Origin of the sequence: Burkholderia sp. SJZ089 (assembly GCF_007828315.1) — a bacterium.
Lineage (GTDB): Bacteria > Pseudomonadota > Gammaproteobacteria > Burkholderiales > Burkholderiaceae > Burkholderia > Burkholderia gladioli.
This window is the reverse complement of record NZ_VIUM01000001.1, coordinates 224,093-237,489: the sequence shown is the minus strand read 5'-3', so window position 1 is coordinate 237,489 and position 13,397 is coordinate 224,093. Positions and strand designations below refer to the sequence as shown.

General features: G+C 69.9%; 12 protein-coding genes. 8 read left to right on the top strand and 4 right to left on the bottom strand.

The features are described from left to right. Window positions 1–58: 58 nt before the first annotated feature. Window positions 59–1,105 (top strand): ABC transporter substrate-binding protein, encoded by a 1,047-nt coding sequence (locus FB600_RS00950; protein WP_098152437.1) that lies wholly within the window; start codon window positions 59–61, stop codon window positions 1,103–1,105. Between the two features lie 46 nt (window positions 1,106–1,151). Here the strand turns inward: FB600_RS00950 and FB600_RS00945 are convergent, their stop codons facing one another. Together FB600_RS00945 and FB600_RS00940 are read right to left on the bottom strand one after the other, a co-directional pair. After that, on the bottom strand, window positions 1,152–2,291 hold the full coding sequence (locus tag FB600_RS00945; protein WP_145756070.1) for a zinc-binding dehydrogenase: 1,140 nt from the start codon (window positions 2,289–2,291) through the stop codon (window positions 1,152–1,154). Between the two features lie 136 nt (window positions 2,292–2,427). Then, on the bottom strand, window positions 2,428–3,342 hold the full coding sequence (locus FB600_RS00940) for a LysR family transcriptional regulator (RefSeq protein ID WP_145756069.1): 915 nt from the start codon (window positions 3,340–3,342) through the stop codon (window positions 2,428–2,430). A gap of 267 nt (window positions 3,343–3,609) precedes the next feature. Between FB600_RS00940 and FB600_RS00935 the strand changes: the two genes are divergently transcribed. After that, window positions 3,610–4,584 carry an oxidoreductase gene (locus FB600_RS00935; protein WP_145756068.1) on the top strand — a complete coding sequence of 325 codons (975 nt, stop codon included), beginning with the start codon at window positions 3,610–3,612 and terminating at the stop codon, window positions 4,582–4,584. Between the two features lie 100 nt (window positions 4,585–4,684). On the opposite strand, the gene FB600_RS00930 is transcribed toward FB600_RS00935, so the two are convergent. Next, window positions 4,685–5,446 (bottom strand): SDR family oxidoreductase, encoded by a 762-nt coding sequence (locus FB600_RS00930; RefSeq protein ID WP_096751190.1) that lies wholly within the window; start codon window positions 5,444–5,446, stop codon window positions 4,685–4,687. Between the two features lie 96 nt (window positions 5,447–5,542). Here FB600_RS00930 and FB600_RS00925 point away from each other — a divergent pair, with 96 nt between their 5' ends. Next, window positions 5,543–6,481, top strand: coding sequence for an AraC family transcriptional regulator (locus FB600_RS00925; RefSeq protein WP_060002993.1), 939 nt, complete (start codon window positions 5,543–5,545; stop codon window positions 6,479–6,481). Between the two features lie 7 nt (window positions 6,482–6,488). Here FB600_RS00925 and FB600_RS00920 read toward each other — a convergent pair whose 3' ends face one another. Continuing rightward, window positions 6,489–7,433, bottom strand: coding sequence for an AraC family transcriptional regulator (locus FB600_RS00920; protein WP_145756067.1), 945 nt, complete (start codon window positions 7,431–7,433; stop codon window positions 6,489–6,491). Window positions 7,434–7,536: 103 nt separating this feature from the next. Here FB600_RS00920 and FB600_RS00915 point away from each other — a divergent pair, with 103 nt between their 5' ends. The 5 genes from FB600_RS00915 (at window position 7,537) to FB600_RS00895 (ending at window position 13,369) form a co-directional block, all read left to right on the top strand. Next, window positions 7,537–8,616: a zinc-binding dehydrogenase gene (locus tag FB600_RS00915; RefSeq protein WP_145756066.1), complete on the top strand. Its 1,080-nt coding sequence runs from the start codon at window positions 7,537–7,539 to the stop codon at window positions 8,614–8,616. 154 nt (window positions 8,617–8,770) lie between these two features. Beyond that, window positions 8,771–9,202, top strand: a complete 432-nt coding sequence (locus tag FB600_RS00910) for a VOC family protein (RefSeq protein WP_013690350.1) — start codon at window positions 8,771–8,773, stop codon at window positions 9,200–9,202. A 265-nt stretch (window positions 9,203–9,467) separates the two neighbouring features. Beyond that, window positions 9,468–10,760 carry an MFS transporter gene (locus FB600_RS00905; protein WP_233630578.1) on the top strand — a complete coding sequence of 431 codons (1,293 nt, stop codon included), beginning with the start codon at window positions 9,468–9,470 and terminating at the stop codon, window positions 10,758–10,760. 529 nt (window positions 10,761–11,289) lie between these two features. Further along, complete coding sequence (locus tag FB600_RS00900) at window positions 11,290–12,645, top strand: MmgE/PrpD family protein (protein WP_145756064.1); 1,356 nt, start codon at window positions 11,290–11,292, stop codon at window positions 12,643–12,645. Next, window positions 12,638–13,369, top strand: a complete 732-nt coding sequence (locus tag FB600_RS00895) for an MmgE/PrpD family protein (protein ID WP_145756063.1) — start codon at window positions 12,638–12,640, stop codon at window positions 13,367–13,369. Before FB600_RS00900 ends, FB600_RS00895 begins: the two co-directional genes overlap by 8 nt. The last annotated feature ends 28 nt before the right edge of the window (window positions 13,370–13,397 follow it).

Sequence of the window (13,397 nt, the reverse complement as noted above, 5' to 3'; positions counted from 1 at the left end):
ATCGATATCGATTCCCATCCCCAGTCCAATACCCGGAAAGCCACAAGGAAGATCCACGATGAAACTGTCACGCACCCTCGTTTCGCTCGCGGCGCTGTTCGCCGTCGGCCTTGCCTCGCCCGCCTGGTCGCAGACCAAGACCCTCTACATCGGCATGAACGGCGGGCCGATGGAGAAGGCCTACACCAGCCAGGTGCTGCCCGATTTCGAGAAGGCCAACAACGTGCACGTGGTGGTGGTGCCGGGCACCTCGTCGGACGTGCTGGCCAAGCTGCTGGCCAATCGCAACAATCCGCAGATGCACGTGGTGTTCCTCGACGACGGCGTGATGGCGCGCGCGGTCAGCCTGGGCGTGTGCGAGAAGCTCGACGACGCGCCGGTGCTCAAGGAGCTCTATCCGTTCGCGCGCATGAAGGGCGATATCGGCGCGGGCGTGCAGCTCGGCATGACGGGCATCGGCTACAACACCAAGCTGTTCGCCGCCAAGGGCTGGGCGCCGCCGACCTCCTGGATGGATTTCGCCGATCCGAAATACAAGGGCAAGGTGGTGTTCCAGTCGGCCTCGAGCAGCACCTTCGGCCTGCACGGCTTCCTGGCCATCAACCGCATCCTCGGCGGCAGCGAGACCAATGTCGAGCCCGGCTTCACGAAGTGGGCCAGCACGGTGGGACCGAACGTGGTCGAGTACATCCCGAACTCGGCCAAGCTCTCGGAGATGGTGCAGACCGGCGAGGCGGCGATCTTCCCGCTCACGCCCACCGCCGTGGGCGACCTGAAGGACAAGGGGCTGCCGGTGGCCTATGCCTCGCCCAAGGAGGGCGCGGTGCTGCTGCTGGTGGACGTCTGCGTGGTGAAGAACAACCCCGATCCGCAACTGGCGCAGAAGCTCGCGCAGTTCCTGCTCTCGGCGCCGGCGCAGACCAAGGCCGCGGTGGCCGGCAAGCAGATTCCGACCAACCGTCAGGCCAGCATGCCCGCCGACATGCAGAAGAGCCTCGGCGATCTGGACCAGCTCGTGAAGAAGGTCACGGTGGTGGACTGGGATGCGATCAATGCGCGTCGCGCGCAATGGGATTCGCGCTGGAACCGCCAGATCGAGCAATGAAGGACGGCGAGCCGGCGCGTGTCGCCTCCGGCTCGCTCAACCCGGGTCAGGCGCCGCGGTTCGGTTCCACCAGGAATTTCTCGCCGGTCGCGCGCCGGGTGTAGCGCCGGATCGTCTCGGGCTCGACCAGTTGCGCCAGCGTGATCCGCTCGCCGTAGCGGCTGGCGAAGGTGGTGTCCAGCTCGGCGACGATCCGTTCGCGCATGCGTGCCGCCGCGGCCTCGCCGAATTGGCGCAGGCGCCAGGTCAGCAGCCAGCCGCCCACGCCCCAGGCCAGGCCCGAGCGCCGGGTCAGGATCGTCGGGCTCGGATCGAGCGTGCCGTAGAGATAGACCTGGCGATGCGTCGACGAGCCGTAGCGGTCGTAACGCGTCATGCGGCGCGTGGTGACCACGCCCATCGCCGTCAGCAGGCGCTCGGCCATGTCGCCGCCGCCGATCGCGTCGAACGCCAGCGTCGCGCCGGTGGCCTCGATCGCCTCGACCAGCGCGCTATCGAAATCGGCGGCGCTGCTGTCCAGCACGTATTGCGCGCCGAGTTCGCGCAGCAGGGCCACCTGCGAGGCGTTGCGCACCACGTTGACCAGCGGCACGCCGTCGGCCGCGCAGATCTTCACCAGCATCTGGCCGAGATTCGAGGCGGCCGCCGTGTGGATCAGCGCCGTGTGGCCTTCCACGCGCATCGTCTCCAGCATCGACAGCGCCGTCATCGGATTGATCTGCGCCGAGGCGCCCGCTTCGGGCGCCGTGCCTTCGGGCAGCACCAGCACCTCGGCGGCGGCCACCGCGCGGTATTGCGCGTAGGCGCCGAGCGGGCTGCGCAGCGCCACCGCGCGGCCGAGCAGGTGGCGCGCCCGGTCGCCCGCGGCCACCACGATGCCGGCGCCCTCGTTGCCGAGGCTGAGCGGCAGGTCGTGGCGCGCGGCCGTCGAGGCCAGCAGTTCGGCCGGCACGTCGGCGGTGGTGACGGGCGGCTGCGCGGCCGCATCGCGGGCCAGCGTGGCGATATCGGCCGGCCCGAGCAGGCCGAGGATGTCGGAGGGATTGACGGGCGCGGCCTCGATGCGCACCAGGATTGCGTCGTCGGCCGGCGCCGGCACGGGCGCCGTTTCGAGCCAGAGGCGCAACTGGCCCTGCGAGGTGATCAGCGAGCGGAGTTCGAGTGCGGAGGTCGGGACCTGGGTCATGTCGGCGTGTATCCATGGGCAGCATCGGATCCGCCAGTGTCCGCGCTCGACCCGCAAAGAACAACGGGGAAAATGCCGTCGATTGATCTGGAAATCCGATCGATCGGCGCATCGATGCGCGACGTCCGCCGCGGCGTCAATCGCGCGGTTTCGGCAGCGTGCAATAAGTGCGCGCCAGGCGCAGCAGCAGCGCGTTGAGCTCGCCGATCAGCGGGCGGTGGTCGTCGCGGCGCCAGACCAGGGCCGAGGCGATCGGCGGCAGGTCGATCTCGGCGAAGCTGATGCCGGGCGTGGCGTAATAGCAGGCGGCCCGGCGCGTCAGCATCATCAGGCCCTGGTGCGCGGCGACCGCGGCCATCGCCTCGCGCAGCGTGCGGATCACCGGGCCGTCGCCGATCGGCGCGCCTCGCGGCGTGAAGCGAGGCAGATGGAAGTCGAGCCATTCCTCGCTGGCCACGCCGGGCACCATCCGCACCAGCGGCTCGCCGGCCAGCGCCTCGCCCGACACGCGCTCGCGCCGGGCCAGCGGATGATCGTTCGGCACGCACAGCATGCGCCGATCCTCCATCAGCACCGGGCCGTGCATCAGGCTCGGCGCGCCGAGCGGCAGCCGGCAGATCGCCACGTCCACCTCGCCGCGCGCCACGGCCAGGAAATGATCGAGGAAGGACAGCTCGACGAATTCGAGCTCGATGCCGGGAAAGCAGCTACCGAATTCGGCGACCAGCGGGCGATGCAGCTCGTAGAGGCCGCCGCCCAGGAAGCCGAAGCGCAGCTTGCGCGCCTCGCCGGCCGCCGTGCGCCGGCAATCGGCGAGGGTGGTCTTGAGCGACATGTAGGCGGCCTCGGCGCCTTCGCGCAATGCCTGGCCGAGCGGCGTGAGCGCCACGCGGCGGCTGGTGCGATCGAACAGCGGGGCGCCGACGGTTTTCTCCAGCGCGCGGATCGATTCCGATACGGATGACTGGCCCATGTGCAGGCGCTCGGCCGCGCGGCCGAAATGCAGCTCCTGGGCGAGCACGAAGAAGCATTCGAGATGACGGAAATCCATGCGGGCCTCGGGCGGTGAAGGACACGACCGGGGCGCGACCGGGCGCGATGGCCATGCCTCGATCGATCGACGATGCCGATGGATTCTACGGAAAGCCGGGGCCGCTTGCCGGCGGTGCGCGCGTGCCGGATGCGCCGCCGTGCAGCCTGTACGCGCGACGAGGAATTGCGGCCGATCGATGATGGGCAAGGCGCGCGCGATGCCCGACCATCTCCTGAGCGAGCCGGCCATGTCGACCGGCTCCGCCAGCACACAGGAGAAATGCCCATGTCATCCCAGCAGACCCCGATCGATTCCGGTTTCGATGCGAACCACGCCGCGCGCGAGGTGATCGCCGGCATCGACCTGAGCGGCAGCACCGCGATCGTGACGGGCGGCCATTCGGGCATCGGCCTGGAGACCACGCGCGCGCTGGCCGGCGCCGGCGCCACGGTGATCGTGCCGGCCCGCGATCCGGCCAAGGCGCGCGAGGTGTTGCGCGAGGTGCCGCGCACCGAGGTGGCCCGGCTCGACCTGCTCGATCCGGCGTCGATCGATGCCTTCGCCGCGCAGTTCCTGGCCAGCGATCGCGCGCTGCATCGCCTGGTCAACAACGCCGGCATCATGGCCACGCCCTTGCAGCGCGACGCGCGCGGCTACGAAGGCCAGCTCGCGGCGAACCATCTCGGCCCGTTCCAGCTGACCGCGCGTCTGTGGCCGGCGCTTGCGCGCTCGGGCAAGGCGCGGGTCGTCAACCTGTCCTCGGGCGCGCATCGCCGCGCGCGCTTCGATTTCGACGATCCGAACTTCGAGCGGCGCGACTACGACAAGTGGATCGCCTACGGCCAATCGAAGACGGCCAACGTGCTGTTTACGGTGGAGCTCGACCGGCTGGCCAGGGCGCATGGCGTGCGCGCCTTCGCCGTGCATCCAGGGCGGATCGAGACCAACCTGCAGCGCTCGCTGACGATCGAGGAACTGCAGCGTGCCGGCTTTCGCGACGAACACGGGCAGATTCCCGCATCGCAGCGCGGCCTGTACAAGACGCCGGAGCAGGGCGCCTCGACCACCGTCTGGTGCGCGACCAGCCCGGCGCTCGACGGCATCGGCGGCGTGTATTGCGAGAACAACGAGGTGGCGCGGGCGGTGCCGGCCGACCACCAGCCGCTCGACGGGGTGCTGCCCTGGGCGATCGACGAGGCCGAGGCGGGCAGGCTGTGGACGCTGAGCGAGCGGATGACGGGCCTGAGGTTCGCGATCTGAGGGGCGCGATCTGAGGTTCGCGACGGGCAGCAAGCCGACGGGGAGAGGATGTGCGGGCCGCCGCGCCGGCCCTTCCAGGACGGCGCGGCGGCCGCGAGCCTCAGTGGCCGGCCGCAGCTGCCGCCGCCACCGCATCGGCGCCGGCGGGGATCCGCATCGGCGCGGCCGGATCGGTCACCGCGCGCCAGACCGCCTCGGCCACGTCGCTCGCCTGCGTGGTCGGCGTGCTGGTGTCGCGCACCGAGGCGAACACGCGATCGCGAAACGCCGCATACGGCGCCGGCACGTCGTCGCCCATCAGGCGGCGCGCATTGTCGCCGAAGCGCGTGGTGGGCGCGCGCCCGGGCAGTACCAGGCGCACGCGCACCTCGAAGGGCGCCAGCTCCAGCGCCAGCGATTCGGTGAAGGCGTTGATCGCGGCCTTGCTGCCCGTGTAGACGGCCAGCAGCGGCAGCGGGCGCAGCGTCACGGTGGACGTGACGTTGACGATCACGCCGGCGCGCCGCTCGCGAAACTGCGGCAGCACCGCCTGCGTCATCGCGATGGTGCCGAGCACATTGGTCTCGAACACCTCGCGCACGCTGGCCGGATCGGTGCCTTCGAGCGGCGCGAGCAGGCCCACGCCGGCATTGTTGACGAGCGCGTCGATCGGGCCGGCCGCCGCGAGGCAGCGCGCGATGCTGTCCGCGTCGGTGATGTCGAGCGGCAGCACGCGCAGCCGCTCGGAGGCGGGCAGCAGGTCCTCGCGCGGGGTGCGCATGGTGGCCACCACGCGCCAGCCCTGCGCGAGGAAGTGGCGCGCGATATCGAGGCCGAAGCCCGACGAGCAGCCGGTGACGAGAACGGTGGAAGCTTGGGACATCGTGAACTCCAGCGGGTTGGGATGCCCTCCACGATAGGCGCCTATTCGCGGACGAACTATACTTCCGAATCCATGAATTTGTAGAGATCGTCCGGAATGTCTGTCGACCCGCTCGCCGAAGTCGTGTCCTTGCTACAGCCTCGCGCGGCCTTCTCCAAGCAGGTGATCGCCTCGGCGCCCTGGGCGGTGCGCCGCGCCGAGACGGGGCGTCCGGTCTATTTCGTGGTGCTGGAAGGGCGTTGCCGGCTGCGCGTGGACGGCCCTGGCCAGGACGAGACGATCACGCTGGAGGAAGGCGATTTCGCCATGATTCCCGCCGCGCGCGGTTTCGCCACCTCGAGCCTCGATCGCGAGCCGCCGCGCGAGGGCGAGCCCATCACCACGCCGATCGTGCCGATGCCGGGCGGCGCGCGCGTGGGCGATCCGCACGGCGCGGTGGATGTGCGGATGCTGGTGGGCGTGTGCCTGTTCGGCTCGCCGGACGCGGCGCTGCTGGTGTCCCTGCTGCCGCGATGGATCTGCGTGCGCGGCGAGCGCCGGCTCTCGACCCTGGTGCAGATGATCGGCGACGAGTCGCGCGCCGAGCGGCCCGCGCGCGAGATCGTGCTGGAGCGGCTGCTGGAGGTGCTGCTGATCGAGGCGCTGCGCTCGACCTCGGGCACGGCCGCCTCGCCGGGGCTGGTGCGCGGGCTCGGCGATCCGAAGCTGGCCGCCGCGCTGCGGCGCCTGCACGAGCAGCCGGCCTCGCGCTGGAGCGTGGCCGAGCTGGCGCGCGAGGCGGCCATGTCGCGTTCGGCCTTCTTCGAGCGCTTCAGCCGCGAGATCGGCATGGCGCCGATGGAATACCTGCAGGCCTGGCGCATGGCGCTGGCCAAGCAGTGGTTGCGGCAGGGGGAGCTGTCGATGGCCGAGATCGCCGAGCGTAGCGGTTACGGCTCGGTCAGCGCGTTCGGGGCGGCCTTCACGCGGCTGGCCGGGATGTCGCCGGGGCGGTATGCGCGCGGGGAGGGGGAGGCGGCGGCGGGCCCGGCGTAAGCGACACTCAAGCGGCGAGCGCCCCCTCCCGCCTGCGTCGCGCGTTGCGATAACGCCCCGGGCTTTCCCCCGTGCTGCGCTTGAACGCGATGCTGAAGGCCGTATCCGACAGATAACCGACGCGCTCGGCGATCCGCGCGAGCGGTTCGTCGGTGTCGGCCAGCGCCGTCATCGCCAGCGACATCCGCCAGGCCTGCAGGTATTCGAGCGGCGCGCTGCCCACGCGCTGGCGGAACCGTTGCGCGAAGGCAGTGCGCGACATGCCGACCTCGCCGGCCAGCGTGTCGACGGTCCAGCGCTCGCCGGGCGCCGCGTGCATGCGCGACAGCGCGCGGCCGATGCGCGCGTCGGCCAGCGCGCCGAGCCAGCCGGCCGGCGCCTCGCTGGTGGCCAGGTAGGTGCGCAGCGCGTGCACCAGCACCAGGGTGGCCAGGCTGCCCTTGGCGACATCCGAGCCCGGCATCTCTCCCTCCGTTTCGGCGCGCATCAGCGCGAGCACGTGGCCGAGCGCGTGCGAGGCCACGTCGGCCGCGCGCAGATGGATCAGCGGCGGCAGGTGCGCGAGCAGCAGCGCCGACAATTCGTTCTCGAAGGTGAAACGCCCGCTCGCGAGGCTGACCAGCGGCAGCTCGCCCGGGCCTTGCCAGCGCACCACGCCATCGGGGCCGCGCGCGGCGCGATAGTGGAGCGGGCCGTCGAGGGTCTCGCGGCTCGGGTCGCTGGCCGCGCAGAAGCTCGCGCCGTCGGTCAGCAGGTAGAAATCGCCTTCCTCCATGCGGTAGCGCCGCGTCTCGCCGACCATCCACAGATGAAGGCTGCCCTGCAGCACCGAGCCGAATTTCACGTGCTGGTAAGCAGGGAAATGAAAGGCCCAGGCGCCGCGTCCCTCGAAACGCGAGGACAGCGCACTGGAGACGCGCAGCATCGACAGCACTTCCGACAAGGCATCCATGAATGTACGAATGAATAGGAATATCGACCGGAGGATTATACAAACAACCGTTTGAGGCGGGGATCATGGTGTCTGTCCATTCAGCCGTCAAAAGGAGAAACCCATGAAAGCCTGGCAACTCGACCGCCTCGGCGGCGCCCTCGCGCTCGTCGATCGTCCCGTGCCCGAGGCGCGGCCCGGCAGCGTGGTGGTGCGCATGCAGTGTTCGGTGCTGATGTCCTACATGCGCGATTACGTCGAGGGCAGGCTGCCCGTCTACCGGGCGCCGGCGCGGCCCTTCGTGCCGGGCGGCAACGGCGTCGGCACGATCCACGCGGTGGGTGCCGGGGTCTGGCATCTGCAGGCGGGGCAGCGCGTGGTGATCTCGCCGCATCTGGTCGCGCCGGAGAACGTCGTCGATCCGGCGCAGATGCTGCTCGGCGTCACGACCGTGAACGAGGCCGGCCTGCGCATGCAGCAGGACTGGCCCGACGGCACGCTGGCGGAATATGCGCTGCTGCCCGCATCGGCGGTGACGCCGGCCGATGCGGTGCCCGATCTGGACGCCCGCGCGCTCGCCACCAGCATGCGCTACACGGTGCCTTACGGCGGCCTGCTCAAGGGCCGGCTCGCGGCCGGCGAGACGGTGCTGATATCGGGCGCGACGGGCGCTTACGGATCGGCCGCGGTGCGGCTCGCGCTGGCGATGGGCGCGGCGCGCGTGATCGCCTTCGGTCGCGACGCGGGCAAGCTGCGGCATCTCGCGCAGGCAACCGGTGCTCGCGTGACGCCGGTCGCCGCCACCGGCGAGATGGCGGGCGACGTGGCCGCCTTGCGCGCCGCCGCGCAGGGCGCCGGCATCCAGCTCGGCTTCGACATGGTCGGCAACGCGCGCGATCCGAACCTGACGCTGGCCAGCCTGCGCAGCCTGGCCTTCGGCGGCCGCCTGGTGCTGATGGGCACCATGGCCGTGCCGTTGCCCCTGCCGTACACGGAGGTGATGATGAACGGCTGGGAGATCCTCGGCCAGTTCATGTATCCGCGCGATGCCTACGGGCGCTTGCTGACGCTGATCGGCTCGGGGCTGCTGCCGTCCGACGCGATCCGCGCGATCGATTTTCCGCTGGCCGAGTTGCCGGCGGCGATCGATGCGGCGGCCGGCGCGACGGCGTCCGAATGCGTCGTGATCGACCATCAGGCCTGAGTTTCGAGGTGGGCGAGATCCGTCTCGGGGTTTTCTCGGGGCACCGAATGATATCGAATCATTCGAATGATTCGATTGACGTGTGCGTGCGAGTCTCCTAGACTGGCCTCATCGCACGACAGGTTCGCGCGCCATCCACCCAGAGGAGACATCGATGCCGAATTTCATCAAGCACATCGCATTCAAGGTCGAGGACGTCGAGCGCGAACGCGCCTTCTACGAGAACGTGTTCGGCTACAAGCACGTCAACACGGTGCGTCGCAAGGGCAAGAACGGCGACCACCTGTCGTATCACATGACCGACGGCTACATGGACCTGACCCTGATCCATTACGAATCGTCGAACTCGGACGAGGCGGACTTCGCCGGCCCGGCGCCCTGCATCCACCACATCGGCATGGAAGTGGAGGACCTCGAGGCCTTCATCGAGCAGATCAAGGCCAATGGCGGCGAGATCCTCACCGCGCCGGGGCACCTGCCCGTCAAGTTCCGCTCGCCCAACGGCCCGGTAGCCGAAGTGGTGCCGATGAAGCGTTGGGAGAAGGAAACGCTCGCGGCCGGCGTGCACGGCGAAGTGCTCGAGTAAGCAGCGGTTTTTTCGCCTGCCTTGCAGCCGTTGCATCATCATGGGCGGCAGCAGGCAGGCAAGCAGGTCCAGGTCGTCCGGCAGCGAAGCGAGGGCGACATGCGCAGCACGACAGGCCCGCGAGGCAAGGCCCGAGGTCGACGAGGCGAACACGTAACACTCGGCGGCGAGGCGCCAGGCGCGGGTACAGGCAGTCCAACGACGCGCCTTCCAGAAACGGCGCGCATGGAGACAGACGATGGCTTCCTCTCGCCCCACGAGACGGTTGAGCGCCACCCATGGCGTCTTGATCGTGCTGTGCATCATGTCCTTCCTGATGTACGTGGACCGCACCAATATTTCCACCGCCGCGCTCGCGATCCGGCGCGACCTGGTCCTCAGCAATACCCAGCTCGGGCTGGTGTTTTCCGCGTTCGCGATCACCTACGCGCTGGCGATGATTCCCGGGGGCTTGATCGGCGACCGGCTCGGCGCGCGCAAGATGCTGGCGATCTGCGGCGTGCTGTGGGGGCTCGGTACCTTGCTGACCGGCCTCGCCGGCGGCTTCACGACGCTGCTGCTGGCGCGCTTCGTGGTGGGCCTCGGCGAGAGCCCGATCGTGCCGGCCTCGGCGCGCGCGCTCACCGGCTGGATGAAGCCCGATCAACGCGGCTTCGCGCAGGGCGTCACGCATGCCTGCGCGCGCCTGGGCAACGCCTCGACGCCGATCCTGGTGGCGGGCCTGATCGCCGCCTTCTCCTGGCATGCCGCCTTCGTGATACTCGGCCTGGCCAGCCTGGCCTGGGTGGTGCTGTGGGTCTGGTACTACCGCGACAACCCCGCCGACCATCCCGCGATCAGCGCCGAGGAACTCGCGCGCCTGCCCGCGAAGCTCGGCAGGACGCGCGTGCCGATGCGCTGGTCGCCGCTGCTGCGTGCGCTGTGGCCGGCCACGGTGGTGAGCTTCTGCCATGGCTGGATCCTGTGGTTCTTCCTGAACTGGATGCCTTCGTTCTTCGCGCAGGCCTATCACCTGAACATCCGCCACTCGGCGATCTTCAGCTCGGGCATCTTCCTGAGCGGGGTGGTGGGCACCACGCTGGGCGGCTCGCTGAGCGACCTGCTGCTCAAGCGCACCGGCGATATCCGGCGCTCGCGGCAGATCATGATCACGATCGGCTTTCTCGCGCCGATCATCTTCTTCATCCCGATGTTCCTGCATCCCTCGGCCACCATGGCCGGCTTCTCGCTGGCCGCGGCGCTGTTCCTGTCGGAGCTGGTGACGGCGCCCCTGTGGGCGGTGGCGATGGATCTCGCGCCGAATCACGCGGCGACTTCCAGCAGCATCATGAATACCGGCCTGGGGCTGGCCGCCTCGGTGTCGCCGCCGCTGGTGGGCTGGCTGGTCGACGCGCTGCATTCCTGGGAGCCGGTGTTCGCGCTGTCGATCTTCTTCCTGGTGCTCGGGCCGATCGCCGCGAACTGGATCCGTCCCGATCGTCCCTATCTCGGCGAGCGTGGCAGCCGGGACAGCGCGCAGCAGCCGGCCGGGCTCGCGCCGCAACTGGACGCTTCCTGAGCGGAAGGATCCGATGCAGCCTGAAGGATAGGGAAATGGCCGGCCGTCCAACGGGCCGCCGTGGACGCGACGCGCGCCGCAGTCAGGGGACGGCGGCGCGCGCGTCGTTTACCGACCGGAGGCCGAAAGACGGTCGCTGCGCGAATCCCGATTCGCCGATCCCTCCCCATGCCGGGAGGCTCGCCCATGCCGTCGGCCCGCGCGCATCCAGACGCGCGCGACGCCCGCTTTCGTCCCGCGGCCGCTCGCCTCGGCGCCGTGCCTCGCGCGCGCCCGGGCTGGGTTTGTCGTGATGAGTGCGTGAAGGATTGACGGCAAAGTGTCGACACTTTGCTTGAAATATCTTGGTTGACTCGGGTGTTGCCAAGTAGAATTTCGCCAAGTGTCGACGAAACCGCGAATCCGGCGATTCACCGCCTGAACGGGAAGCGAGTCGTCCCGCGCGGTTTTTCATGGCGTGTCTGCTTGCCGATGCGAGCCGGGGAAAGGGTCTCCGGCGCGTCGGCCAAAGTCTGGAGGAATCGTCCGAATGAGTTCCATTGCCGCCGCGTTTGCGCACGGCCTGTACACACTTGCGGGGCAGCCGCTGCCTGCGAAGGTCGCCGACGAGGCCCGGCGCTCCCTCATCAACGTGATCGGGACGTCGATCGGCGCCTCGCGCCATCCCGGCGTCGACGCGATCCTCGCCGCCGCCGTCGAGATCGGCGCGCAGCCCGCCGCGCCGGTGCCGGGGCGCGTCGAGCGCACCGACCTGCATTTCTCCGCGCTGGCCACCGGCTTCGCGGGCCATCTCGACGATTTCGACGATACGCATCTGGCCACGGTGATCCACCCGGCCGCCTCGGTGTTCGCCGTGCTGACGGCGCTGGCGCCGTCGACGCAGCCGAGCGGCGCGCAGGCGCTGACGGCCTTCGCGCTGGGCTGCGAGGCGCAGTTGCGGGTGGGCGTGTCGATCTCGCCCGAGCATTACGACCGCGGCTGGCACATCACCGGGACCTGCGGCGTGATCGGCTGCGCCGTGACGGCGGCCCTGCTGCTGGGGCTGGACGCCGACGGCATTCGCCGCGCGACGGCCATCGCCGCCTCGATGTTCGTCGGCCAGCGCGAAGCCTTCGGCACCATGACCAAGCCTTATCACCCGGGCAAGGCCGCGGCCAACGGCATCGCCGCCGCGCAGCTCGCGCAGCGGGGGCAGCCGGCCGAGGACGACATCTTCGAGGTGCCGGGCGGTTATTCGCACTCGCTGTCGACCAAGGTCGATTTCGAGCTGATGAACGGCGCGATGGGCGAGCGCTGGGAACTGCTGTCGAACACCTACAAGCCTTATCCCTGCGGCATCGTTGCCCACCCGGCGATCGACGCGGGACTGGCCCTGTCGGCGCGGATTCCCGAGGTCGGCGAGATCGAGTCGATCACGCTGCGCTGCCATCCGCTGGTGCCCGAGCTGATGGGCAACCCGCAGCCCAAGGATGGCCTGCAGGCGCGCTTCAGCGCGATCCACGGCGTCGCGGCGGCGCTGTGCGACCGTCGCGTCGGGATCGCGCAATACGAGGACGCGCGCGTGGTGCAGCCCGACGTCAGCGCGATGCGTGCCCGCACGAAGCTGGTGCCCGACAGCGCCGTGAATCGCGACGAGGTGTTCATCGAGGCCTTGCTCAAGGACGGCAGCACGGTGGCGCATCACGTCGAGCACGCGCGCGGCAGCCTGGCGCGCCCGCTCACCGACGACGAGCTGCGGGAAAAGATCGAGCTGCTGATCGATCCGATCCTCGGCGACGGCGCCACGCAACGGATCGCCGAGCTGGTTCGCGATCTCGAATCCCAGCCCGACCTGCGCGCGCTTTTCGAACTTTGCCTTCCCACCGAGGACCAGAATCATGCATGAGGCCGCCACCCATTCCGACGTTTCCGCCGCGCTGGTGAGCTTCGCGCTCGCGCCGCTGGCGAAGGAGGCGCGCTCCGCCGTCGCGGCGGCCCATCGGGCGATCGCCGAGGCGCGCGCGATCCTGTCATCGACTCCCGCCGATACGACGGTTGCCGGGCTGCCGGCGCAGGCGGGCTCGTCGAGCGACCTGCGCCTGCGCGCCTGGAGCCTGGGCGCGCGGTTGACGGCGCAGGCCGTGCCCTCGCTGGCGACGCCGGTGGTCGCGGCGGCGCTGACGGTGGGCGAGCGCTTCGGCGCATCGGACGAGGCCATCGCCGAAGCCGTGGCGATCGGCACCGAGGCCGCCACGCACACGCTGGCCGCGCTCGACAGCAGCGAATACCGGGCGCGCTGGAACCTCGTGTCCTCGATCGGGGTGCTGGGGGCCACGCTGGCCGTGGCGCGCCTGCTGGGACTCGACGCGCCGCGCGCGCAGCATGCGCTCGGCGTGGCGGCGACCCAGGCGGCGGGGCTCGCGCGCAACGCGGGCAAGGCGATGGAAGCCATCGAGATCGGCAAGGCGGCCGCCGACGCGATCGAATCGGCCCTGGTGGCCAAGCACGGTTTCACCAGCGCGGTGGCCTCGATCGACGGGCGGCGCGGCCTGGCCGCGCTGATGGCCTATCGCTTCGACGCGGCGCGGGTTGCCGGCGAGCCGGCTGTCTGGTGGTCGACGGTGGCCTGAGCCGCGCGTGGTTCATCAAGACCGCCGC

Bases quoted from the DNA above. Each gene is read 5' to 3' on its own strand.
- FB600_RS00950 (WP_098152437.1), top strand. From the start codon at position 59: ATGAAACTGTCACGCACCCTCGTTTCGCTCGCGGCGCTGTTCGCCGTC.
- FB600_RS00945 (WP_145756070.1), bottom strand. From the start codon at position 2,291: ATGACCCAGGTCCCGACCTCCGCACTCGAACTCCGCTCGCTGATCACC.
- FB600_RS00940 (WP_145756069.1), bottom strand. From the start codon at position 3,342: ATGGATTTCCGTCATCTCGAATGCTTCTTCGTGCTCGCCCAGGAGCTG.
- FB600_RS00935 (WP_145756068.1), top strand. From the start codon at position 3,610: ATGTCATCCCAGCAGACCCCGATCGATTCCGGTTTCGATGCGAACCAC.
- FB600_RS00930 (WP_096751190.1), bottom strand. From the start codon at position 5,446: ATGTCCCAAGCTTCCACCGTTCTCGTCACCGGCTGCTCGTCGGGCTTC.
- FB600_RS00925 (WP_060002993.1), top strand. From the start codon at position 5,543: ATGTCTGTCGACCCGCTCGCCGAAGTCGTGTCCTTGCTACAGCCTCGC.
- FB600_RS00920 (WP_145756067.1), bottom strand. From the start codon at position 7,433: ATGGATGCCTTGTCGGAAGTGCTGTCGATGCTGCGCGTCTCCAGTGCG.
- FB600_RS00915 (WP_145756066.1), top strand. From the start codon at position 7,537: ATGAAAGCCTGGCAACTCGACCGCCTCGGCGGCGCCCTCGCGCTCGTC.
- FB600_RS00910 (WP_013690350.1), top strand. From the start codon at position 8,771: ATGCCGAATTTCATCAAGCACATCGCATTCAAGGTCGAGGACGTCGAG.
- FB600_RS00900 (WP_145756064.1), top strand. From the start codon at position 11,290: ATGAGTTCCATTGCCGCCGCGTTTGCGCACGGCCTGTACACACTTGCG.
- FB600_RS00895 (WP_145756063.1), top strand. From the start codon at position 12,638: ATGCATGAGGCCGCCACCCATTCCGACGTTTCCGCCGCGCTGGTGAGC.